The 23872-nt window shown below is 31.8% G+C and carries 25 protein-coding genes; all 25 read right to left on the reverse strand.

All coding sequences use genetic code 11. The annotated features are described in order from the left end of the window. Positions 1-5: 5 nt before the first annotated feature. The 25 genes from traN to ACN0WB_RS06600 all read right to left on the reverse strand — a co-directional run bounded on the left by traN (position 6) and on the right by ACN0WB_RS06600 (position 23820). Positions 6-875, reverse strand: coding sequence for a conjugative transposon protein TraN (gene traN, locus ACN0WB_RS06480; protein ID WP_417430029.1), 870 nt, complete (start codon positions 873-875; stop codon positions 6-8). Further along, positions 865-2085, reverse strand: coding sequence for a conjugative transposon protein TraM (gene traM / locus ACN0WB_RS06485; RefSeq protein ID WP_417430031.1), 1221 nt, complete (start codon positions 2083-2085; stop codon positions 865-867). Before traM ends, traN begins: the two co-directional genes overlap by 11 nt. After that, positions 2075-2383: a hypothetical protein gene (locus tag ACN0WB_RS06490; RefSeq protein WP_417430033.1), complete on the reverse strand. Its 309-nt coding sequence runs from the start codon at positions 2381-2383 to the stop codon at positions 2075-2077. The genes traM and ACN0WB_RS06490 overlap by 11 nt, the downstream gene beginning before the upstream one ends. A gap of 56 nt (positions 2384-2439) precedes the next feature. Continuing rightward, positions 2440-3054 carry a conjugative transposon protein TraK gene (gene traK / locus ACN0WB_RS06495; RefSeq protein ID WP_417430035.1) on the reverse strand — a complete coding sequence of 205 codons (615 nt, stop codon included), beginning with the start codon at positions 3052-3054 and terminating at the stop codon, positions 2440-2442. Between the two features lie 26 nt (positions 3055-3080). Further along, positions 3081-4241 (reverse strand): hypothetical protein, encoded by a 1161-nt coding sequence (locus tag ACN0WB_RS06500; protein WP_417430037.1) that lies wholly within the window; start codon positions 4239-4241, stop codon positions 3081-3083. 3 nt (positions 4242-4244) lie between these two features. Then, entirely contained in the window at positions 4245-5066 is an 822-nt protein-coding gene (locus ACN0WB_RS06505) for a hypothetical protein (protein ID WP_417430039.1), read from the reverse strand. 7 nt (positions 5067-5073) lie between these two features. Next, positions 5074-5742 carry a hypothetical protein gene (locus ACN0WB_RS06510; protein WP_417430041.1) on the reverse strand — a complete coding sequence of 223 codons (669 nt, stop codon included), beginning with the start codon at positions 5740-5742 and terminating at the stop codon, positions 5074-5076. Between the two features lie 9 nt (positions 5743-5751). Further along, on the reverse strand, positions 5752-6426 hold the full coding sequence (locus ACN0WB_RS06515; protein WP_417430043.1) for a hypothetical protein: 675 nt from the start codon (positions 6424-6426) through the stop codon (positions 5752-5754). Positions 6427-6441: 15 nt separating this feature from the next. Continuing rightward, on the reverse strand, positions 6442-7098 hold the full coding sequence (locus tag ACN0WB_RS06520; RefSeq protein ID WP_417430045.1) for a hypothetical protein: 657 nt from the start codon (positions 7096-7098) through the stop codon (positions 6442-6444). Next, on the reverse strand, positions 7085-10150 hold the full coding sequence (locus tag ACN0WB_RS06525) for a TraG family conjugative transposon ATPase (RefSeq protein ID WP_417430046.1): 3066 nt from the start codon (positions 10148-10150) through the stop codon (positions 7085-7087). Before ACN0WB_RS06525 ends, ACN0WB_RS06520 begins: the two co-directional genes overlap by 14 nt. A 30-nt stretch (positions 10151-10180) precedes the next feature. Continuing rightward, entirely contained in the window at positions 10181-10387 is a 207-nt protein-coding gene (locus ACN0WB_RS06530) for a hypothetical protein (RefSeq protein ID WP_417430048.1), read from the reverse strand. Positions 10388-10464: 77 nt separating this feature from the next. Continuing rightward, on the reverse strand, positions 10465-10785 hold the full coding sequence (locus ACN0WB_RS06535) for a DUF4134 family protein (protein ID WP_417430050.1): 321 nt from the start codon (positions 10783-10785) through the stop codon (positions 10465-10467). 33 nt (positions 10786-10818) lie between these two features. After that, positions 10819-11337 carry a hypothetical protein gene (locus tag ACN0WB_RS06540; protein WP_417430052.1) on the reverse strand — a complete coding sequence of 173 codons (519 nt, stop codon included), beginning with the start codon at positions 11335-11337 and terminating at the stop codon, positions 10819-10821. Between the two features lie 43 nt (positions 11338-11380). After that, positions 11381-12031, reverse strand: a complete 651-nt coding sequence (locus ACN0WB_RS06545) for a ParA family protein (protein ID WP_417430054.1) — start codon at positions 12029-12031, stop codon at positions 11381-11383. 8 nt (positions 12032-12039) lie between these two features. Beyond that, on the reverse strand, positions 12040-13503 hold the full coding sequence (locus ACN0WB_RS06550; protein ID WP_417430056.1) for a relaxase/mobilization nuclease domain-containing protein: 1464 nt from the start codon (positions 13501-13503) through the stop codon (positions 12040-12042). Beyond that, on the reverse strand, positions 13500-13850 hold the full coding sequence (locus ACN0WB_RS06555; RefSeq protein WP_417430058.1) for a hypothetical protein: 351 nt from the start codon (positions 13848-13850) through the stop codon (positions 13500-13502). Before ACN0WB_RS06555 ends, ACN0WB_RS06550 begins: the two co-directional genes overlap by 4 nt. Before the next feature lie 54 nt (positions 13851-13904). Beyond that, positions 13905-14702, reverse strand: coding sequence for a hypothetical protein (locus ACN0WB_RS06560; protein ID WP_417430060.1), 798 nt, complete (start codon positions 14700-14702; stop codon positions 13905-13907). Between the two features lie 1124 nt (positions 14703-15826). Continuing rightward, positions 15827-16897, reverse strand: a complete 1071-nt coding sequence (locus tag ACN0WB_RS06565; protein WP_417430062.1) for an SMEK domain-containing protein — start codon at positions 16895-16897, stop codon at positions 15827-15829. Positions 16898-17102: 205 nt separating this feature from the next. Next, positions 17103-17228: a hypothetical protein gene (locus ACN0WB_RS06570; RefSeq protein ID WP_417430064.1), complete on the reverse strand. Its 126-nt coding sequence runs from the start codon at positions 17226-17228 to the stop codon at positions 17103-17105. Positions 17229-17230: 2 nt separating this feature from the next. Then, positions 17231-17704 (reverse strand): hypothetical protein, encoded by a 474-nt coding sequence (locus ACN0WB_RS06575; RefSeq protein ID WP_417430066.1) that lies wholly within the window; start codon positions 17702-17704, stop codon positions 17231-17233. A gap of 48 nt (positions 17705-17752) precedes the next feature. Continuing rightward, on the reverse strand, positions 17753-18748 hold the full coding sequence (locus ACN0WB_RS06580) for a type II toxin-antitoxin system antitoxin SocA domain-containing protein (RefSeq protein ID WP_417430068.1): 996 nt from the start codon (positions 18746-18748) through the stop codon (positions 17753-17755). Between the two features lie 7 nt (positions 18749-18755). Further along, positions 18756-19094, reverse strand: a complete 339-nt coding sequence (locus tag ACN0WB_RS06585; RefSeq protein ID WP_417430070.1) for a hypothetical protein — start codon at positions 19092-19094, stop codon at positions 18756-18758. A 206-nt stretch (positions 19095-19300) separates the two neighbouring features. Further along, positions 19301-19975: a M48 family metallopeptidase gene (locus ACN0WB_RS06590; RefSeq protein ID WP_417430072.1), complete on the reverse strand. Its 675-nt coding sequence runs from the start codon at positions 19973-19975 to the stop codon at positions 19301-19303. A 7-nt stretch (positions 19976-19982) separates the two neighbouring features. Next, positions 19983-23177 (reverse strand): type I restriction endonuclease subunit R, encoded by a 3195-nt coding sequence (locus ACN0WB_RS06595; RefSeq protein WP_417430074.1) that lies wholly within the window; start codon positions 23175-23177, stop codon positions 19983-19985. A gap of 10 nt (positions 23178-23187) precedes the next feature. Next, positions 23188-23820, reverse strand: coding sequence for an NYN domain-containing protein (locus ACN0WB_RS06600; RefSeq protein ID WP_417430077.1), 633 nt, complete (start codon positions 23818-23820; stop codon positions 23188-23190). Between the last annotated feature and the right edge of the window lie 52 nt (positions 23821-23872).

Here is a 23872-nt window from a genome sequence, read left to right on the forward strand (position 1 = left end):
AGTATTTAAAATGTATCTGCGTTTAAAATATCTGAATATTTGACTTTCATTTCTATTGCTCTTCCAGACAATTGTTCTTCTATCAATCTAATTTTCATAACCTTACTGTTTGGGTAAGTAAATTTTTTGAAAACATAAATATTCCGGTAACTTTTCTTAAACTGCTTCTGATTGTACAACTGATAAACTGGATTTAATGCAATGCTTTGATTATTGGTTGCTTTGTAAATCTTTTTATCTTCTACGGAAAATTTTAGTGCGTCTATATCATAACCTAAATTGGAAGTGTTTAGAAAAGTCATATCCAAAAAAATATAATCGTTCACGACATACACATTGTTAATCTGCATCGTGAGTTTTAAACTTTTCACTTCTCGTATTGGATTTTTTAATTCCTTTTTACGCAAAATATCGAGAGAGAATTTTTGTAATTCTGTGTTTGAGAAAGACATTTTTGGATATTCCAAAGGTTGCATATCTTCTGGCTGAATCTGAATGTTTGTAACCGATTCTCTTTTATAATTCAGATAACTTACTTTATATTGAGCCATAAAAGACTGACAGACAATAGTGATTACTCCCAGATCATTCCTATTTGTCATTATGCCAATTTTGGTGGAATCAGATGTTGAATCATCAGTAATTTTAATTCTTGCAATGTTTTCTGCTGGTAAATCTCCGGTTAAATTATTGGTGGACAAATCCACAAATTGAATAGGTTCTGGAGAAATAATATGCAGACTTACGCCTTTGGAAATTTCTAATGTTTTTAAATCTTCTACTCTCTTTTCGGTAGTTTCAGTTTGTGAAAAAATGAAAATGGAGCAGAAAAGTGATAGTCCACTCAAAATATTTTTTATTGATTTATTTGTCATTTTTAGTTTTATTTAGTTCTTTATCGTTGATTAAATAGATGTAGGAATTGTATTTTAATTTCGCTTTATTCTGCCGAATCATATTGGAAATCGTTTTGGAAGTGGAACTAAACAAACTGGAAAATAAACTCGTGAAAAAACTTTCTCCACTGCTATCCATTTGAGTTCCTTGTACAGAATTGCTTCCCATCTCGCGCAACATTTCCCGAAAATCGCTTTGTGGCACATACAATCCTTGCATTCCGTCCATATCGAAAACCGATAGATTTACTGGTAAAATATTGCCGTCTTTTAAAATTGAAATTACCTTGAGATTGACTCTTTGCATTGCAAATCCTGAAATCTGACCATACAAAATAGTTCCTTTATTGATTTTATGCTTACCAACATTGATGTCTTCCAATAATCGAAAGCGGATTCTGCTTCCCAAATTCCCTTTGTTATTTTCATCAATTACTGCTTTTATAAAATTGTCATTGTTTGTTTTTGCTATTGAATTGAAACTTGGATTGAGAGATGATTTATCAACTTTTAAGGTCGTGTTCAAAAATGCTTCTAACTTTTCTTTATTCTTTTTCAATTTATTTTCAGAAGCCAGTGCTGCCTGATATTCCGGATCTTTCGCTTTTTCCAAAGAATCCATCATCAAAAATTGCTTTTTCAACATTTTCACTGGATCAGTTTCTTCATGCTTTTTATTTGATGCAAATTGATTTTCTGACATAGAAGTATTGCTACTAGGATTTCCACCGCCTTGATTATTGAGCATTCTTATCATTTCGGATGAACGTTGAAAATCTTTTTCATCAGAATTTCTTTGAGGACCTTGTTTGTAGTAAGAATCATTTGCAGGATTTTTGCCTAAACCATTATTCAAACCTCTCATTACTTTCAATGAATCGATGTAGCGTTTTTGTTTATCATCCAAATTGTCGGAATAATTTTGCAAACTATCTTCGTCGCTTTCAATACCATCCAACATGGATCTACCGTCTCCTCTTTCAAATAAATCATCGTATGCTGCATTTTTTGAAAGAATAGAATCTTGCGTTTCTCCTAAATTGAGTGATAAATCCTGCGATTTTTCTTCCATTTTATTTTCTTTATCCAAAAATTTTGTAGCCTGAAATCCTAAAAAAAGAATAATTGGCAAAAGAATTAATGGAAAAATATACTTGGGCTGTTTAAATTTTATTTTTTTAATGTCCATTTTTAAATGTTTGGTATTGGTTGAACAAATATTCTATTCGCAGACTGTCGTTTTTTGTAAGTGGACCTTTCTCTCTTTTTGTTTTTAGTAGTTGAAGTTCTTTTACCACACTTTCCATTTTCTTTTCAGTTTCATCCATTTTCGCTTTTACCTGATCACTTTCCGAGTATATATTTGGAATATTGTTTTTGGTAGAAATTTTTGGTGTGAAATAGAAATATTGAATAAAAATTAATCCAAATGATAGGGTTAATAGTAACATCACATAGCCATAAACCTTTTTCGGGTGCTTTATCATCCATTGTTTTGATGAATAAAACTGCTCTTTGAGAAAGTTGTATTTGTTGATTAACATTAGTAATTCGATTTTGCTTTGTTAGAAATTTCGCTATTATCTAAAATTCTCCAGTTCCGAAGAAGTACACCGTGAGGGTTATTTGGACTTCTAATCATATCCTCAAAATCTCCTTCAGTTATTAATTTTCTGATGATGAGAGAGTTTTTTCTATTGATCATTTGCGTTCCGTAATAGATGAATTTTTTATTGGGCAAATCCAATTTGATTGAATCATTACGCACCGTCACCAAAGAGTTTCCAGAAATTATTTGATTGTAAAAACCTTTTTCTCTTAAATTGGTGTACTCCTTTTTTCCACTATCATCAATCAAATACAGTGATTTTTCCACATTTTCTTTGATGTATCGATCATCTGGAGCAAGCGTAAAAAATAGGCGATGGAATAATTCTACTTGAGATTTGTATTCTACTGGTCTGTTCAAAAGTTCATCTGTTTGTTTTACCAAAATCGGCACGCCATTATCAATTACATATAAAGATTTTCGAGAATCTTCTATTAATTTGTAGGCAAACATAAATCCTACAATTACAATAATTACTGCAAAAAGAATGGATGCTAAAGAAATCGTTTTATTGATTTTTATTTTTTGTTCTATGTTTTTAACAAGCATTTTAAAGTTAATGTTAAGGTTATTTCTTAAATTTTGGTTATTATTTTCACTGCCGCTTTACCCGCACTTGCCACTTTCCCACCTGCTGCTTTTCCTTTACTCATAATTCCTGCTCCACCTGCAGAAACAATGGAATCTGCAATAGAGGGAACCATTAAAATTCCAATTCCTGTAACTATGTAAGCAACTGCCGGAAATAAAGCGGTGTACATCATGCCACTATTTTGAACATACACCCGAAGTGTTTCCATATCTGCAACACCTCCTGAATCTATTATTAGAGCATATCTATCCAATTCCATTTGATAACCAGACATAATTAATTGCTGTCCGATATTGATGATGGTATAGGTTATAAAAGTGTATAGATTAATATTGATGAATTTCGAAACCCAATTGCTAAATGAATTTTCAAAACCGGGTATTAATGAAATTCCAATGGCTATCGGTCCCAAAATGATCAGTATGTAACTCCAAATTTTCTGAATAAAAAATATGAGATAGGTGCAAACTCGCAGAATGGTTAAAGAAACTCCCTCGATGATTTCTGATAATGTTTTTTGAATTTTAAATTCCATTTTCATGTACCATTCTTTGGCGGGCGCTAATAATTTATCTACATCGATATCATACCAACTATCATCCGCTTTGCCTTCCAACTTATCCAAAGTTTCCTGTTTCGCTTCTTCTTCCGCTTGCTGTTTTATAAGAATTTCTAAAATCTGGTTTTGTTTTTTAAAGCGTTCAACTCTCAAATCATTTGCGTCTTGCTCGATTGCCTGAAAAAGTGCAATTCCAGGTTCCGCCAGAGATTGCAATGGATATTGAATCATAGAGGTAAATGCGCCCCAATACATTAAAATAAATGCAATAATTGTTGGTCGAATCATTGGGGTAACTTCCCAAGGTCTTGCTCCTTCCTGCATTTGCCAACCTAAATATCCCATATAGCACAAAGCACCAAAACCTCCAATTGCTTGTCCCAACATTACTGCTCCCACAGATTGTGCTGCCATTGTTGTGTCTAATTTTGTAAATGCTTCCATGAACCATTTTTCAAATGCGCCGTCTCCTTTCAGAAACTGCAAAAGTTTATTATAACTTGCTGTATCATTGGTTTGTCCAAAAACAATTGTGGGCAGAAAAATCAACAATAGACAAATTGTGAGCTTTAGATATTTATTCATCTTTTAAAATTTATTTTTATAAGCAATCATTACTTCCTGAACGATGGTAACATCATTTGGTTCCCAATAAGGCCCTATATTAATTTTTGATTTTGAGAGTAGTTTTTTGTAATCCAGAAAAAGGGTATTTTTTTGGTCAAATGCTCTAATTTGTTGATTAAACTTTCTCCAACCAATCAAAGTTTCGTGGTACATCAAAAATCTTTTTCCACGTGGCATATCCAATGTTCGTGAGTTTTTGTATTTATCTTTTAATAAGTCTAATTCCTTTTTTAAATGTGCGATTCCTCCGTTGGTAAGCATGTTTTGATAGGTTTTATCATCCTTCAATTGCCACTCTAAATAATTTTGAGGATTTTCTGCAAATTCATTTAAAGGTTTCAGCATTTTTTTATAATAAAGCAACCAAAGTGGATCTGCTGCGACTGTTGCTGAAGTCCAATGTGCTAAATCCTGAACATTTCTGGTGTAAAGCATATCTACTTGTACTTTAATTTTTTCTGCTTCTGCTCGTTGAAATTCTAGTTCTACCAATCTTTGCACTTCTAATCCTGTTGGTTTTAATGGACGAATATCGGCACCGTCTTTATAATCTCTATTTTTGCTGGGCGACAACCAACCCCAAACAGTAGCGTAAGCGAAATTGGTTTGTATTCCGAACGTATATTTTGGGTAAGGACGAAAATCTCCCCAAGATTCAAATACCATTCTTTTGTTGTGCGCAACGATTGAAGGATCATTCAATTTTTTTACCTGTCCGAAACTGAATCCTGTACAAAAGATTACAGGCAATAGAAATATTATTTTGAAAAAATGTTTTCTCATGAGCGTATTAATTAAAAATGAAATTGTAATTCTGCATAATATTTTTTACTATTGCTCTATCTAAATTGACATAAGTACTTATGGTAGGAATTTGATAGATGTATGGTATTTTCCTAGCGTTTTTCAGTCTAATTCGGATGCAAACCAAATAACCATTGATCATATTGGCTCTGGTAGAAAGTTTTTGAATTACTGCTTGTCTGTCAAAAGGATCCATTAAAAAATCCGCATCTTCACGTAAAATATCATTCACCAATTCAGTTTGCATTTTGATGAGTTCTTGCGTTGCTGCGATGTAATACCTGTTCAAAAGAATTGCATATTGAGGATTTTGCGTTGTAAGAGAAAGTACTTCATTGGCATTTTGCCCAATTTGAACAAAAGTGTGAGAGAGGTAATACAATTGTTTTCCTTGTTTGATGGCTGCATTTACATTGGTCAATTTATCATAGATGAACTGTTGAATAGCCACAACTTGTGTGATTTTTTGATTTACATCATCATATAATTTTTTCTGTTTTTCGTATGAGTTTAAAAAGGATTCATTGCTTGCCAATCTTACCGCCTGATTTTTTGAAATCTGTATTAATAGTTTATCATTAAACACCACAGTTTGCGCTGAAATCGAAAGTAACCCACCATAAAAAATAGATGATAGAAGAAAAATTTTTCTCATTTTTAAAATTTAAAATTGATTTAAAATCTGATTTACAATCTGCTTATCTTTATTGATATAATTGAGAACTACAAACTTTGTCCACTCTACTTTTCTCTTTATATCACGTACTTTCATCAACATAAAAAGGGAATCTCTCCTTAAATTGGTTACTTCTCCTAAAGCATATTCTAAAAGTATTTTACGTTCGGCTTTTTCCATTTGATTAATCGCTCCGTAAGAGATGACAATGCCGGATAACAATCTCACCACCATTTGCATATCATCTACAAATCTGATTTGCGAGGGAAGTAAAACAACTAATGAATAAGGCGCGGTTTGAATTTCATTAATAATCTTCGTTTGGATATCTTGAATTTTTTGACTTTCCAGAAAAATAGCATAGCCAGTAGGAATAGCCTGCATTGCAAAATCTACAATTCTTAATCTATCCTGAATTTTGATAGTGGTTTCTTTAAATTTTTCCCATTGCTTTTTATTTACCACTTCTGTTGCTAAATTTTGATCTTGCCAATTCTTCATACTTTTCTGCCTTTCATTTTCTTCCATTGTATGACGGATTTCCTGATTCATCATTGGAAAAGACACGTTCTCTTTTTCCCAAGGCGGCGTTGGACTTCCACCTGAAGATGTAATCACAAAATAAACTGAAAGAAGAAAAATTGATAAAAACAGTTTTTTCATTTTGATTATTTTAATCTAAAATCTATTTTTATAAGTCCACATTATATTTTCCACAATGCTCATATCCGTATTGATGTAACCTTGAAATGGATTGATAGATTGAAACCAACCCAGTCTAATTGCACGTTCAATATTTAATTTTGTAGCGAGTAACCAGATTTTTAGCATCGTCACATTCTGCGAAACCGAAAAAAGTAGTTTGTAGCGATCTCCTGCTGTCGCAAGATTTAATTCGCCTGGTTTTAATAAATCTGTTACATCAGTTGTCAATTTTATGACTTGCTCATAAGCCTTTTGAGTTGCTTTAACGCCAAAAACAGAATATTGTGGTTTGTTACTTGTCAAGGTTAAAATCTCACTTGAATACTTAAGGCAACGATCCAATTCATTATAAATATTTACGACCTGTACGCCATTTTTTAAAGTGCCAGAAACTTCATTTAATCCTTTCAAGACTTTATTCTGAATGTCATTGGCAACCGTCATTTGCGTTGCAACCCAGGTTTGGGCTTGTTGAAGTTTTGTCTGTTGCTCAATGGTTTTCTCCTGTTGATTTTCCAGATTGTCGGAGTATAATTTCAAAGCCAATGTTGTGGTTACATCGATGTAGGTATTTTGTGCTAAAGCAAAACTTCCCACAAAAACCAAAATTGTTATGCTAAACTTTTTCATATTCAAAATTTTTAGAATTAATTAATTCTCTCAATGTTAATCCACGATTCAAAATCTCCTGACCTATAATTTTTAAGACGTTCTGGTCTGTATTTTTGTTTCGCATTTTTTGATAATAATTGATAACATCTTCGTCTAAAGGTTGTTTGTACAGGTTGACTAAACCAACCATATTTTCCATTTTATCATCCAGGTTTTGGAAATCTTTTACGAATAATTGCAGTGCTTCGTCGTAATTATCACGATGATTTACGTAATATTCTATGGCAATTTTTTCTGGTTTTTCTGTGGTGTAGGTTAGGTATTGTTCCAGTGAAACTTCATTCCCATACACTTCGCCTTTTGAACCTCTTTTTAAATAAAATTCTTTAAAACGACTTCTCCCGAATTTGTTATTCAAATTATTAATGGTGAAAATTTTATTTTGTTCTACTTTATTCAGTGATAATAGTGAGGCAATTTTGTCGAAATTATCTTTGAATTTTGTTTGATCCAGAAGTATAAAAGTGTCGGAATTATTGATAATAGAATCTTTCACCACCGTATTTCCGATAATATCATCCAACTCTTGCGTCACTACAACGGCTTCTCCCCAAAATTTTCTCACCGTTTTGTACATGTACAAAATGTATCCACCCATTAATTTAGAAGCAATTGCTTTCCACGCTTCTTCAATGATTAAGGCTTTTCTGCGGTCTTTTCGCAAACGCATTTTTTGGATGAAGGTGTCCATTATGATAAGCGTGACGATGGGAAACAACTTCGGATTGTCTTTTACATTATCAATCTCAAAAACAATAAATGGCTCATCAAACAGACTTTCGTCTGCTTTATTATTAAGCGTTGTCCCATATCTTCCGCCTTTATAAAAATCTTTTAGAACAAAAAGAAATGTGCGAAGTTTAAATTCACTTTCATCAATCTTATGCTTTTTATTATTAAGATAAATTGGTAAAAACTGATCGCAATAATCATAGAAACTATTGAATGATAATTCTGGAACACTCAATTTTTCTTCCAGTTCTACAATTCTTTTTATTAATGCTCCTTTTATTGCTTCTTCATATTCTTCTGAACCAACTGGTCTTTTGATGATAGATTTTGCTTTCGTAACAATCAGTTGTGTTTCATCGTAAACTTTTCTTCGCTCTTCATCATTTAAAGTTTCATAAGCTTCAAAAACTTTGTAGAATTTTGTAGCATCATAATCAGGGTTATTAGAATTTTTGTCTGGATGATACAATTGGATCAATTTTCTTCCTTTCTCTCTAACTTCTTTAGAACTTGCATCAAAGGTTATTTCCAGAATGTCGTAATAAGTTTGATTTTCCTTAATATCATTTTCATATTCCGCCTGAATATCTTCTTCATGAATATTGTATTTTCTTAAATATTGAAATAGTTCTTCAGAATTTTTATCTTGGTACCAATCACTTCCTCCATTAAAAAATTGATGATAATAAGACATCAAAACATTATCTAAAATGGATTTTTGAGTTGAACTCATCGTTGCATCTGCTCCTTGCCAAATCAAAAAAATAAGATTGGTAAGAAATTCAATTTTTTCAATATTAAATTCTTCCTTATCCATTAAAAAAGGATTCATCGTAATCGGCTTTTCTTCGGTATATTGAATGTATCTTCCACCTTTATACGCACACAAACCAGAATAGGAATCTCCTGTATCTACAATGATGACATCATAATTGTAGGTCAGGTATTGCTCCACAATATTATTCATCAGAAAGGATTTTCCCGATCCGGACGGACCGAGAACGAACTTGTTTCGATTATTTATTCTACCTGTTTTCATGGGTAAATCAGAAGGGTCTATTTTTAATGGAACGCCTTGTCGGTCGGTAAATCGCAGGAAAAAATTGGATTCTTCGTTCACGGGGTAACTTTCTTTAAAAAAAAAACACAAGGCCGCTTCGCTTGTCGTTGTAAATAAATCATAGGTCTTTAGTTCCACCGCATTTCCGGGAAGACAACAGCGGAAAAGTTCCAGTTGGTTGTAAGAATTTTGGGAAACGATAATGCCTTTCATAAAGAGTTTGTTTTCTATTAAAGACTGGGTTTCCTCCATTTTTTCCAATGAACTTGCGGAATAGGAAATTGAAAAATGCGCATCTACAATGAGTTGCCCATCCATTGCAATATTGTGCAGCAGTTCATCTATTTCTTCCGCAACAATGGCGTTGGAAGGTGAGTTTTTAGCAACGCCTTCATGTTTCTTTTTCTTCTTTTCTAATTCCCGTTGTTTGGGTGCTTGTTGCGGAATTGAAATGATTTGATTGTAAATAATGGTTTTATAATCTTCTAATTCATTGATGAAAGAAAAATTGTCCACGGCAGTTTCCGAAGCCGAACCATTTCCACCTAAAAAAGAATAGGTTTCGATCTCAGACGGCAATTCTATCCTTTCAACATCCACAAAACTGATGGTTTTTACAAACTTATTTCCGATGACCAAATGTTCGTTGGTCGCTTTGATATTCGTAAATGAAGGTGTTTGACCAAAATTCATTGAAACAACTCCGCCAATGTAATAGTCTAAATCTTTTTCTTTTAAAAATCTTGGCTCACACTCATTCTGCGATAAAAGCATAAAAATTTTCAAACATTTATCTCGTAAAACTTTATAGCTTTTTGCTGAATATTTGTAAGTGTTTTTCTTACTATTTTGATCTACAATATCAGTGAAAAGTAAAAGGGTATCAATCGTTTTAAATAATCGACCGTCAAAATGTTCAGAGTATTTTTCCTGTAAAAATTCGGTGGATTTTTCTGCCACATACTTTTGTTTACTGAAAATATCAATCTTTTGTACGATGTGATTTTCTCCAATAATCGCTACAACTTGGTTTAAAATAGTATGAAAATGCAAATAAGCATCTGGATCAGCGGAATATTGTTCGACATTATTTTTTATCTGAATTCCGATGATTGGATTACCAAACTGACCAATTAAAACATCAAAATTCCATTTGTTGTCTTTTCCGTAATCATAACCGATAAAAGGAATTTCGAATGTTTTTTTCTTTAGTTTCATGTATAGATTTTAGATATTAGACGTGAGATGTTAGACTTTAAGGTTCCTGAATTTTGTTGGGATAATGTGCAACTCGTCTTCATTTTTTGTTTTGTTATACAAACCTTTGGAGTCTTGAGTTTTATAACTGAAAAGCACTCCTGCTCCACCAATTGCACCTCCGATAATTGTCCCGAAAAATCCTATTATTGAAGAAAGAATTGCGACCAGCACAAGACCACCAACTGCGGATCCCATTGCATAATAAATGTATTTATCCTTAAGTCCGAAAAATATAAGGGGTTTTTTGAGCCCCTTATATAAAAAATATCCCATTAGAATATGGCAGCAATAAATGTTGGAACCAACAATAGAAAAATACAGGCACCACCCCAACCAACGATTTCTTTGTTGATGTCTTGGTCACCGTTTGTCCATTTGTTGTAAATCCGGATGCCGCCGACTGTTCCCACAATTGCTCCGATTGCATAAATGAGCAATCCCAAATCAGTGATATATCCTGAAATTGTAGTTGCTGCTGCACCTAATGCGGCACTACCTCCGGATTGTGCAAATGCCATACTTATAGAAAAAAGTACTGCAAATGCTGTTAAAGATTTTTTCATCATTTTGTGTTTTTTTGAATTTTGATTCATTGTGTTTAAGTTATTTTAAGAATTAAATTATTTTTATGACGCGTTGTAAACTTTGTGCCCGTTATTATTTGAAACTAATTGAACGGTCGTTGCAGCAAGATTGAGAAAATCATAAAATCTTTCTCTGTTTGCTTTTTCTACCCTATTTTTATCTTCTTTTGGACTTTCATTTTCTTCTTTGTTGGGAGTTTCAGAATGATTATCCTCTTCTGCATTATTTTGATTTAATGCTGTAAGATCATATGAATCAATATTTTGCTCTGACTCAAATCTTTCTCGCAAAACATCAATATTCTGTCTTTCTTTTGAAGGTTCTATGTTTATGGAAAACTCTTTTTTGTTGAATGATCTTGGGGTGTTTAAATTTTCAACATCTTCAATTCCAACCGTCGTTACATCGCCTCGATTTTGTTCTTCAAACTCCGTAATTGAAAAGACATCACTTTCTTCTGTGATTATAGAATTACCTTTCTTGATAAAAAGATCATAAATGATATTTCCTGCGTAATAAATCACATACAATACAAGAAGAATGATTGAGAATTTTGCCATAAAAATTGTTTTTTCTATTGATAGAATTGGATAAATAATCGGGTTATAGAGTAATTGCCAAAGTTTCATTGATGTAAGTTATAAGTTCATTAAAAGGATTTTTCACTGCATATTTTTGCCAGTAAGTCAGTCCTCTGGTATGAATTATTTGCAAACAGTTTCTTTTGTAAACTGGACTTTCTAATAAATTTCCATACTTGCTTAATTCTTCATCCATTCCTTCCTGATTTAAATATTTATAATTCATTTCATATTTTGAACGGATAAAAATCCTATTAGCCTGACTTTCCAGCAATCCCAAGAAGTTCACAAACACTAAAGTTGATTTTGCAGAAACATCTGAATACTCAAATGGAATGATGATGAAGTCGCTGTAAATCAATAGATCGCTGTATTTTACATCAAGAGTTCCGGCTAGATCAAACAAATAAATTTCTTCACTTTTTTTCAACTCAAGAATAGTTTCAAAATCTGAAAACGGTTGTTCTTCCTCTTGTCCAATGATTTCTACAGCATACAATTTTGGCAGATCCAATAATTCATCTTCTTTCCATTTTTGAAAAAATGATCTTTGATAATCAAAATCGAACACGTTGATTTTTCTATCTGAAATACTCGAAATGTAATTGGCGAAGGCAATAGCAAGTGTTGTTTTGCCTGTTCCGCCTTTTTGAGTTGCAAACGTGATGATCATTTTTAATTTTATTTCCGTTTTTTCTTTCTTCGTTTCAGTTCGTTTTCAGCTGGATTTTTTGCAGTTCCAGAAGATTTCATTAATTCAAATATCAATTCATCTACTGCTTCCAAAATCTCACTATTTTTATTTCCTTTTTTCTGCAAATCAGCATATATTTGAGTTTCTTTTTCACCGATTAATGTTGATAATTCACCAATAAAATGTTGCTTCTCATGTACTGCATAAAATTTCCCACCCTCATTTTTTATGATCGAAATGCTCTCTTTTCGTTCCTCTGCATCTTTTGTATTTTTTATAAAATCTCTGACCTCATTTTGAATAATTCTATATGTTTCTAAATCTTTTCTATTTCTGTTTTCAAAAAGCATAAAGTCAGAAAGTTTTACTTTTGTTGTCTTTGAATTGAAAAAATTGAGCAAACTTGTTTTTGCTTCCTGATTATTGATGTTATAATCTTTCAAAACTCCAAAAAGTTTTTTATCAATCGTTTCAGTAGTAAATTCAAATAAATGATGCATTGCTAAAATTTCACTGCCTTTATAAACCTTCCCACTTTTATGGTCTATCAAAGTATATTCAAATGGTTGATGAGGATCATTGTGATGAAAAACTATATCAATCCCAAATTGCTTTCTCATAGTGTTTTGCAGCTCGCATTCAAATTCAATTTTCTTTTTTAAATCTTGAAGATTATTTGCTCTTTCATCCCCAAATACTGATTTTAATTTTCTTACATCTTCTACTTTAAAAACTTTGTTGGAATGCAGTTCTTTGTATTTTATTAAAATTGCTTTGATCTGGTTTTTCCTAATATCATTCTTTATTTTTTCAAATTTTAGGTTATTGCCATTGATCGTTTTTTGCCTAACTCCGTTTTTTAAAATGTCAAAATCATTTTCGCTCTTCTTATTTTCAATCATCACAAAACCGCTTCTTTCCAATAAAATTTCCAGTTGAGAAAAATTGCTCATTTTATAATTCAATAGTTTTTCAAGTTCTTCATCTGGTTTCAGATTGTTAATTTTCGCTAATGCTTTATTTAATGCTTCCTGCGATTTGAGTTTTTCAAAACTGTCATTTATCTTTCTTCCTGTTGTTTTATCAACCCTTGTGCTGACAATATGGACATGGTTATTGTGGGAATCTGCGTGAAAAACGACCGTAAATGGTTGGTTCCCGTAGCCCATTTCATCCATAAAATTTTCTGCAATCTTTGTCAATTCTTTTTTGCTGTGTTCCCGAAACTTTGTTGAAATCATCGCATGAAATTGTGGTTTCAAAACTTTTTTATTGCCGATCGATATTGCACGAAAATAATTTCTTACTTGATGCTTGTTACTTTCTTTATCAATGAAAGAGGGAAAGTTTTTCATTAATGTTAATTCGCCCTCCTCTTTTTTAATTTTCTTATCGTTATAATTGACTACCGGAAAACTGTTTCCTGCGGGTTTCATAATTTTGACAATCATTTCGCAAGCATTGAATATATTTTTGAAAAAATTTTATTTTGTTCCTTTTTCAATTGAACTATTTCTGATACTTTTTCTGAAAACTTTTCCAATTCATTTGCGTTGATTAATTTTTGACCGTTTGCAATTCTTGCCACTTGGTTGATATTGGTTTCTATTTTCACAAATAGGTTGTCTTGCTTTTCAATGAACTTTAATACTATACTTCTCTCATTATCTAATAATCGTCCTTCAACCGAATTTATAATAAGGCTTGTTATAGAGATATTTCTCGTTGTACAGTATCGTTTCCATTCCTCCTTTTTAGATTTTTCAATTCTTAACTTAATGATGGCCTCCTTTTCCAAAGTTTTAAATTCTGATTTTTAACTAAAATATAAATGAATCTAAATTTTAAAATTCTATGGAAAACTTGGCTTTTTAATGCGCGAAATTCCCTGCGCTTCTCCGCGAGTGTAATAGTCCGTGGACATTTTACTTAAAGAAGTTTGAGGAATTTGAATTGTATTATTTTCTAATAATGCAGGAAAAAAATCAGTTGAATTTTCAGTGTGCAGTAAAATAATTTGATTTGGAACATAGCCGAAATCATTAAATATTTTCGTGATGTCGATAAAAACTTTTTCCGATATTGGAGTAGAATCATTTGATCTGTAAATTTGAAAATTTACGTTGGTGAAACCATTCATTTTACTAAATACAACATTACCCTTAAGACCGGCATAGTTCTTTGTTCCAATGCTGTATGATTTTTGAGACACCAAATATTCTCTGTTATCATTCCCGTAGTAATCTACCGGCGCGCCCCAAGTTGAAGTTACGGTTAAAGGATCAGAACTTTCAGAATTAAATGCGAGAGTAATTCTATATTCGATCGGTTCTAACACTTTTGAAAATGTTTGCCATAAATTTCCATCAAAATAATAAAGACCTGCTTCCAGAACATTGATTACCTGACCAACCAGATTACTTGCTGGTGCAATTACAAATACAATTGCCCCTTTTTTTTGGGAAGTATAAAATTTTGCTGCTAATTGATTACCAGTAATTCTCGGTGGAATGATGCCATCATAGTGATTTGTATCATTTGGTTTTCCAACAACATCAAGTGTTGTTTCAGGAGTTTCTGTATTTATTCCAACCTGTGCTTTTAGCGTTAGTGTTGCAAAAAGAAAAAGTATGTAAAGTAATCTTGCCATAAAATTGAATAAATATTTCGGGACAAAATTGAGAATACAAATGCTTCAAAACAATAGCTAGCAAAGGGTTTGGGCTATAAACTATGCGTCTGGATGGTAAATGAATAAAAAAAGTGTGAAAAAGAATGATCTGGTTTCATCTGGATGATTTCTACAGATTTCATTAAAAATAAAAAAACGAGTTCCGAAGTTTTTTCCCCTTTTGCAAAAAGACAAGATTCGTCTTTGTGTCCCAACTTGAAAAGTTGTGGGTACAAAGACACATCTTGCTATCCACAAGCGACATAATTTAAGGGAAGTCTGAAAAGAAAGTTTTAGAATAAGTAAAAGACTGAATTGTAGTTGAATACGATGATATTGCTTTTGAAAAAGAAAAGAATTGTACTTGGTATTTATTTACGCAGGTGATACTTAAACCTGTATTTAATTTACGCAGGTGGTGTATTTATTATACGCAGGTACAGAAAATAACGTGCATTCATTTTACGCAGGTTGCTGCATCTTTTTTACGCAGGTGTTGTTATAAACCTGTAATCTGTTTACGCAGGTCAAAGAATTAACCTGCCTCTATTTTACGCAGGTGTGAAATTTAAAAAAGCGAAAATTGCAGACGAACATTTCGCATCCGAAGAAAAAGCCAATGAAAAATATAATTATTGGCTCAATACTTTTTCTGATCCTGCGTTTATTTTACGCAGGTTTACACTTATAAAGTGCGAAAGACATTTGTAATAATTTACGACTTGTCCATCTGAAAAACTGGAGATGCCTTTGTGCAGATCAAATGTGTAAAATAGGATTTCACTTCCGTTTTCGGATCAGTGAAGATTTCACTTTTCCATTTAATTGATAGTTCCCAGATGCCCCACTTTCTAATTTTTGTATAATATGGATCGAAATCTTGATAGAGCACTTCAAAGTTTTGACCTTCTTTGCCATCAACAAATTGGATAATGATTGAAAGTGTAGTTTCGCCTTTTTAGGTAATGCAGATTCGATAATTTTAGCATGAAGTTTCATGCTGCAAATATAGATAGGAATTATAGCAAATATTAAGTTTTAGTTGCTATAAATTGTGGCAGAAATTTATTCGAGGGTTCCGTTGAAAAGCCATGTAAATCTGATTACAAATTGATATTTTGATTTTTTAATTCAAAATATGCAACCGTTCTACAATCTTTTGTATTATTGAAATATCCTCTTATAAAAGGTATTTCTTCAAAATATGCTTGGTGATTTTTGAACTGCACGAATATCATCGGATCTTCATAATTCATATCTATCTCAACAATATCTTCCAACGCAATGCGCTGCAAAACTCTGAAATTACCAATATTAAGGTCTTTAGGCAAATTCTCTTTATTTCTTTCGTTCAAATAATTCCAAATACCTTTATTGTCATATACAATTTCAACATTATAAAAAGTTTCAACTTCCAAATAATGTTCGTTCAAATCATGCGAAAAAACTTTATACCAATCACCTCTTTCACCGGTTTTTTCATCATCAAAATTTGGGTAGGATTTGTCAACAATGGATCTTATAATCAAATCTTCGTAAATAAACTTGTACGACGGATCATAATAACTGATGGTTGCAATATTGACATCTTGAACATTTATCAAATTCGTAATGATCTTTTTCCTTATAATCTGTTTGGATTTAAAAATTGATTTAGTGCCTATTCTTGACTGTACGTGAATTCTATCCCTCTTCAATATATTCCTAATCTTTTCTATTTTATTAATTGGAAGTGTTTTCAACTTCGAAATTAGTTTTGAAAAATCAAAAATATGTTCATCTGGGTTAAAATTAAAACCTTCTTTGATAACAAGGTTTTGATATTTTAATTGTTTTTTGCCTAAAATAAATATAAGTAATGTAGAAAATTTATTTTCAAGTGTTTCCTCAAAAAATTTATTCAAAGTATCTTGAACTTTAATCTTTCTATAATTTGAAGTAACCTGAACTGCTAAACAATTTATTTCATCTTGAAGATCAATCGCTTTTGCATTTTTATTTTGCAGATTTGAATTTATTAATTTCAAATCAAAAACAACATTTAAAATTTCCTGTATATGATATTCGGAAATTAAATTAATATCTAAAAGATTCACTTTAGACGAAAGTTCAATTTTACTTTTCAAAATACTTAACTCCTCAATTATCTCCTTTAAATAAATTTCTCTTTTCATAAAAAATTAATAACTGCTCCTCAAATTACAGAATAGTTTTCTCTAAATTCCGTGATCAAGATGTACTCTAACAACAAAATCAATTAACCCTTTTTCGGCGGCTTCAAGTTGGTTGTTGGCAAGGATGCTCTTCCTAATCCTATTTTCACGCTTGGAACTATAGTCTTAACAATTGCAGGTTTTGGTGTTTCTTTTTTGCTTATAACTACTTTTTCGGTTTTATTAAAAAGGAAGGTTTTTGAGAAGTTCTACCTTTTTCTTCATTAATTGGTTTAGGTTTATCTGGCGTATTAGTTGGCTTTGCCTGCGGAATTATTATTTTCTTGCTCATTATTAAATATTTAAAATTAAAAAAAAGATCAATAGTGAAGTCCCTAAAAGTATCGCTGTTAATGAAACAATATTCAATCGGTTTATTGTTATGTTCCTCTTATCAATTTTGTTTAAGATTCCAACATCTTTGATATCTATTTCACTAATTGTTTTATCATCATTTGCAATTGCTTTGTAGTGCGAAAACACATTTGACAAAATACTTACTACAAAGAGTAAACTACCTGTAGTTACAAAATATTCAAATTCATAATCGTTTGCAGTTTCAACCAATTTGCCCAAAATAGTTAATCCAATCAAAAGACCACCACTACTAAAAATATTTAAATATTTTTCAAAATCATCTTGGCTTTTTGTCCGAGATTCTATTATAGATTTTCTGTAATTTTGCCAATCTTCATTGGAATTATCTGAATATGAAATACTGCCTAAATTTTCGGGATAATAATCATTTTTACCAATAAAACTTTTCATAAATATGACAATAACAGTTTTTAAAATATAGGTTACAAAATATTCTTATTAAAACATCTTTAAATCAAAAGCATAATTGTAGTCAATCAAAGATTTATTCTCTTGATTATCTAACCAAGCAGATTCTTCGTGACTTACTTCAACAACATCTTTCGTAGTTTTTCCTTTAAAACAGTCTTTCACCTTTTCCATCATATTCATTTCCGTTGCATTGAATAAATAACTTTTAAACGTACAATTTTCATTTGGTGAAAATTTTTCTCCTACCATTCCATTGGGATATTCTACATATTTTATATCAATATAAGAATCATTTTCCATTTTCTCAAATAAACTTCTAAATTTATCTGGAACAGGACCTCTTGCAATTGCTGCATATCTACAACCTGTGATTGATGATGCATGGTTTTTATAATAGCCAAAGTCTGAATAAAATAATAATTTATTTAATACTGTTTTTTGTGGTTTAAGATGTTGTGCAAAGTAAACCACCATATTTGCCAATTTATCATAATCAGGAGTTTTATACCCTGTAAATGAATCTGGATCATGATCTCCTAATAAATAATTTTGAACTGAAGAATCAAATCCGTCTAAAATTTCATTATTTATTTTAGACAAAATTGCCTTGTAATCTTTGTCTTTTAATAGTTCTTGACTATCAATTATCATCGTTTTGAAAATTGTTGGATTTAATGCTAAACTGATAGACTTTGAATTAGAAAGACTCGGAATTTCCCCACTTTCATACAACGCATATTGATTAGGTCCAAAACCAAAAAGTTCTCCCATCTTGGCTGCAGACAATCCATATTTCTTACGAAGTTTTATAATCTCTTCCGGGAAAGGAACATTGTTTATCTCCCGGTATTTATTTTGAATTATTTTTAAATTTAATTCATCCAATTCTGTTGTTACAAAACTCTCCTTGCTATCTTCGCAGTAATAATTGAGGTTTGTATATTCAATCTCTTGTTTTCTGAAACTAACTGTCCGATTTTCTTTTTTCAGTTTCATGTCTTTTCCTGTGTAAGGGCTTTTCATAATGTTCTCACTTAAAGGGATAATTCATAGGATACTGTGAGGTATGGAAAGAGATACAAATTACATTCAAATCTGAAATAGTAATTTTGATGTATATTTCCTTTTTTTTGATGGTTTTACCAAAAACCCACATGGGATTTGTACCATACTGGTCGTTATCTAAAGGACCTTCGGAATAATCCTCAAAAACCAGTTCATTAATACAGATTTCTCTCTGTTTTGCTGTGATTTCTAAATCTAATATCGTCTGCTTGTTGACGGATCTGTCAGCGAAAAACAATTGCCCAACACTTCGTACAGATTTTAATTGTCGCAAAAATTGGGAAACTTCATCTTTCGTTGCCAAACCATTTTATTTATGCAAAGATATATAAATTAAACTATAAAGTAGCCTTATATCGTATAAAATTTATTTTTTAAACTTTAAAGTGTAATTAATATATAATATAAATAGGTAATATTAAGGTTTAATCGATTTTCCATTTCATTCTTTAAGTCGGTAATTTGAAGAAATGCAGAAGAAAAGTTGTGAAAATTGCATTGATTCAAAAATTAAAAATCCACCTCAAGCAATTGTCCATTTTTCTTTAACCAAGTTTTTGCACGCTCATAATTTGGAACTTGAATTGATAAAATATTCCAAAATCTTGGTGTGTGATTTCCTTCCATGAGATGAACTAATTCGTGCGCTACTAAATACTCCAAGACATACATTGGTGCTTTTATAATCCTCCAATTGAAAATTATGTTATTTGCAGGCGTACAAGAACCCCATCTATATTTCATTTCTGAAGTTTTGAATGCGTTGTATTTAACACCTAAATTTTTAGCATATTTAATCGCTAATGGTTCTATCTTCTTTAAGGCTTGCGCTAAATACCACTCTTTGAAAAGTTTATTTGCTTTTGCCTGATTATTTTTACCTATGATAAATTTTTGATTAAATTGAATCCCTTTTATATCTTCATCAACAACCATTAATTCGTAATTTCTACCTAAATACATCAAAGTTTCACCAGAAACAAATTCTTTGTTTTCTGATTCCAGAGGATATTTTTGTGCATGATTTAATTTCTCTTTAATCCATTGTTTTTTAGATTGTACAATCGCTTCAATTCTTTCGGCAGAAAGAAAATCTGGTGCTCGTACAATAATGCTTCTATCTCTTTCTACCGAGATATTTAACGTTTTACGTTTCGAATATTTTATTTGATAATCAATAATCACAAGCGTATTAATTAAATATTTTAAAGTGATTGGTTTTTGATAATTCCATTATTCTTGATACAATTTCGGCTCTTTTTAAAATTATGTTTGGCAGATCTTTAAATTCTGGCGACAGTAATATTTTTTGCAATTCTGACTTTAATTTTAATTGTGCAGGCGGACTATCCCAAAATCCGGACAATTTAATTTCATTTGAAACCAAATTATAAATATGTTGTGTAAGACTTACATTACTTGAAATTTCATTTTCTGTAAGTTTACGGTTTTCAAATATTTCTGCAACAAAAATCCGGAAGAAGGGCATTTGTTTTTTACGGTCTAAACCATAGGTTTCTTCTTTTTCACGAGATTTAATTTTATTACGAAGTTTTTCTAATTCTTCATAAATTGCTTTCCAATTCCCTTTAAAATCTTTTAATATTTCTTCCAATGCTTTGGCAAATGAGGCAAATAATTCCGGATCTTCATCTATGTTTAAATCTATAAAATGGCGTATTGCATGTTCTACTTCTGCTGCTTTGGTCTTTTCTCTCTTCTTATTATTTACAACTTTATCAAAAAAATCGTCTGCGATTATAGATATTGGCGCGATAGATTGTTCAATACCTTTTGAGATTAAAAATTCATCTGCAATATTTCTTAATTTTGGCGGTATGCCTTTCATGCTAAATCTTTCATCCCTAAAATGCTTGTTGGCCAATGCATTTATTTCTGTAAAAGACTTCCAATCCTGAAAAAATTCCAAGGCTTCTTTCCGTGGCAAAACTGTGTTGAAGGCAGTCGTTAGTAGTTTGTATAATTTAATATATTCAAATCGAATATCTTCATCATAAAAAACATCGAAAAAGGCATCAGAATCTGTGAGATCTTCTAAACCATAAACTTTTAGAAAATTCCAAATATCTTTATGACATTTGATCAATTCATTCAATTCTGCATCATCATCTGATAGACAATCCACAATTTCCTGCAATTCCTTTTCAGCGTAAGTATCTAATGCTCTTTTTAAATGATGACCTACTCCTACATAATCTACCACGAAACCTTTGTCTTTTCCTTCTGGACCAACTCTGTTTACTCTCGCAATAGTTTGTAAAAGATTGTGTGCAACTATCACTCTATCCAGATACAAAACCTGTTCTATTGGTGCATCAAAACCAGTAAGTAGCATATTAGTAACAATGATAATTCCTAAATTTCCATTGAGATCTTTATTTTCTTCGTCTGTTTTACCAAATGGAATTTTAAAACGCTTTATACTTTTCTTGTGATATTCCGTATTTGTGAAGGCTTTTATATGCAGTTTATCATTATGAGTACCAGAAATTACAACTGCAGTTTCTAAAATTTTCAATTGAACGATCTGTTCTGGTTTTAACATCATGACATTATTACTTTCCAATTCGATCACTTTATTTTCCAATGCTTCATCTATTGCTGCCTTATATCTCACTGCGGCTTCTCTACTATTGGCGACAATTTGAGCCTTAAATCCTCCAGAGAATATGTGTTCTACATAATGATCTACCATACTTTTGGCTTTATCCATTATTGTCCCCATACTATCGAGATAGGCATCTTTAGAACCAAAACCTAAAATTTGAAGACGCTCGGTAAGTTGATAATCGCTAAAAACATCTGCAAATTTATCATCCATTCCTTGCTGATCTTCTATTTCTGCGTTGTGGGTAAATCCTTCATAAACGATTTCTAATGTCACACCATCATCAATTGCCTGTCGCATTGAGTATTTATCAATATAATCTTTGTATTTCTTTTCAGTTTTTGAAGTAGGCGTTCCTGTAAATCCTATGGAAGTGGCATTTGGTAAGGCTCGATCTAAATTTGCGGCTAATAAAGAATATTGAGATCTATGCGCTTCATCCGTCATCACCAGGATATTGCTGCTTGCATTTAATTCTGGAAAAATCTCAACGTTTGAAAGATCATCGCTTTCCTGAAATTTATGGATCATCGCCATTACAAGATCAGAATTATCATTGCTCAATAATTCTTTTAGACTTTTTCCATTGGGTGTGCTTCTAGGATTAATGAAATTTGCAGGTTTGATCGTGAACCCAATATTTTGACCTGTTTCTGCCAATTGCTCTTCCAACTGCGTTCTATCGGTTACGAAAATAATTTTCCACGACATTAATTCTGGCTTCAATTTCATCTCTCGCACCAAAAACATCATCGTTAACGATTTCCCTGAACCTTGTGTGTGCCAAATTATACCACCTCTTTCGATAGGACTTTTGCCTTCTATCAATCTTTTGGTCGCAATTTTTACGGCACGGAATTGCTGATATCTACCTACAACTTTTATTTTTTTTCCTTTATCATCCGTTTTAAAAACTGTAAAAACTCTTATTATATCTAATAAATTTCTTTGATCCAACATTCCTGCAACTAACCTTTGCTGATCATTTGGGGATGATTGTCCATGCACCAAATCATTCAGCGTTCTTGGATAAGGATCTGTCCATCGGTAGAAATGCTTTTCAATTTTAGTAGTGATGGTTCCAAACTTGGCTTCGGTTCTGCAAGTCGTAATTAAAAATTGATTATAAAAAAATAATTCTTTATTGCCTTCACCTGTATCGCCGCGCTGTTCAGAATATCTCATTAATTGATCTATCGCTTCGGGAATTGGTTCTTTTACTTTTGAAGATTTTGCTTCAATAACTACCAATGGCAAACCATTTACAAAAAGTACAATATCTGGAATAATGTGGTGATCCGTCCCCGGAATATTTACTTTAAATTGAGAAATAGCAACAAAATTATTTTTCTCCAAATTTTCAAAATCTATGAAACGAACTGTTGGACTTAATTCGCCAGTTTCTTCATTTTTTGAAACCGTAGTATTTTCTAATAAATATTGTAAGATTTGCTGATTATTTTCCAGCAAACTATTTTTGGAAAAAGTAATTATTTTTCTTTCCAATTCATCTAATTGTGAATCATTAAGAAAAGGATTGATGTTTAAAAGTGCTTCCCGAAATTTTGGTTTTAAAATAACTTCTGCGAAAGATGTTCTAAAACTTTGCGACGGAACCTGCTGCATTTGCAATTCTAAAACCTCCCATTCCAAAGCCGCCAATTGTTCTAAAAGTGGTTTTTCTACATGGCTGTATTCATCCAGTTTTAAACTGTCCGTCAGATTTCGGCTGTTTTTATTGTCGTTATTTAAAATCATGTAGTAAAATTTATTTCCACTCTGTCGGGATTTTTAGTTTGTAACCTGTTTTGCTGATGACTTCATCATCAAATTGGGAATCTACCAGTTTTTTTCTACCAATTATTTGCGAACCTTTTGCTTCCAAAGACATAGAACTATTGCTTCTTTTGGGCGGAAATGCGATGAATACTCTTTTATCTTTAAAATTTTTGTGAACTTCCCGAATTGGTGGTGTGAGATCACTATCGCCGGAAATGAGCATTGCCATATCGTACTCATCTTTGAAAGCATCTACGATCATGGCCGTTGCAATATTTACATCGGTCATTTTTTCTTTAGCCGTTCTCCATTTGTGGTGGCATCTTTTGCATTCTATAGAACCATCCTGATAATTACCATAAAAAAGTTTAACCCCGGTACTTTCCAAAGCATCTAAATAAGTAGATTGGCGTTTTTGTTTATCAGGATTATTGCTGACTCTGCTTGTATAGTATTTAATATCTCCTAAAACCTGATGGGGTTTCAGTAGATTGTTTACCAGTTTTTTTATATCCAGCCATCTGCAATTATCAAGTTTGGATTCTCTCATACCAAAGTACAAGTTAAAACCATCTATGTAAACAGTTACTCTTTCTTTTTTTTGATTATTTTCTTGCATCATTCGTTTTTAATAATTACATTTGCAGTCAAGAACAGCACCAAGGATAGCATCC

Origin of the sequence: Halpernia sp. (assembly GCF_048269545.1) — a bacterium.
GTDB lineage: Bacteria > Bacteroidota > Bacteroidia > Flavobacteriales > Weeksellaceae > Halpernia.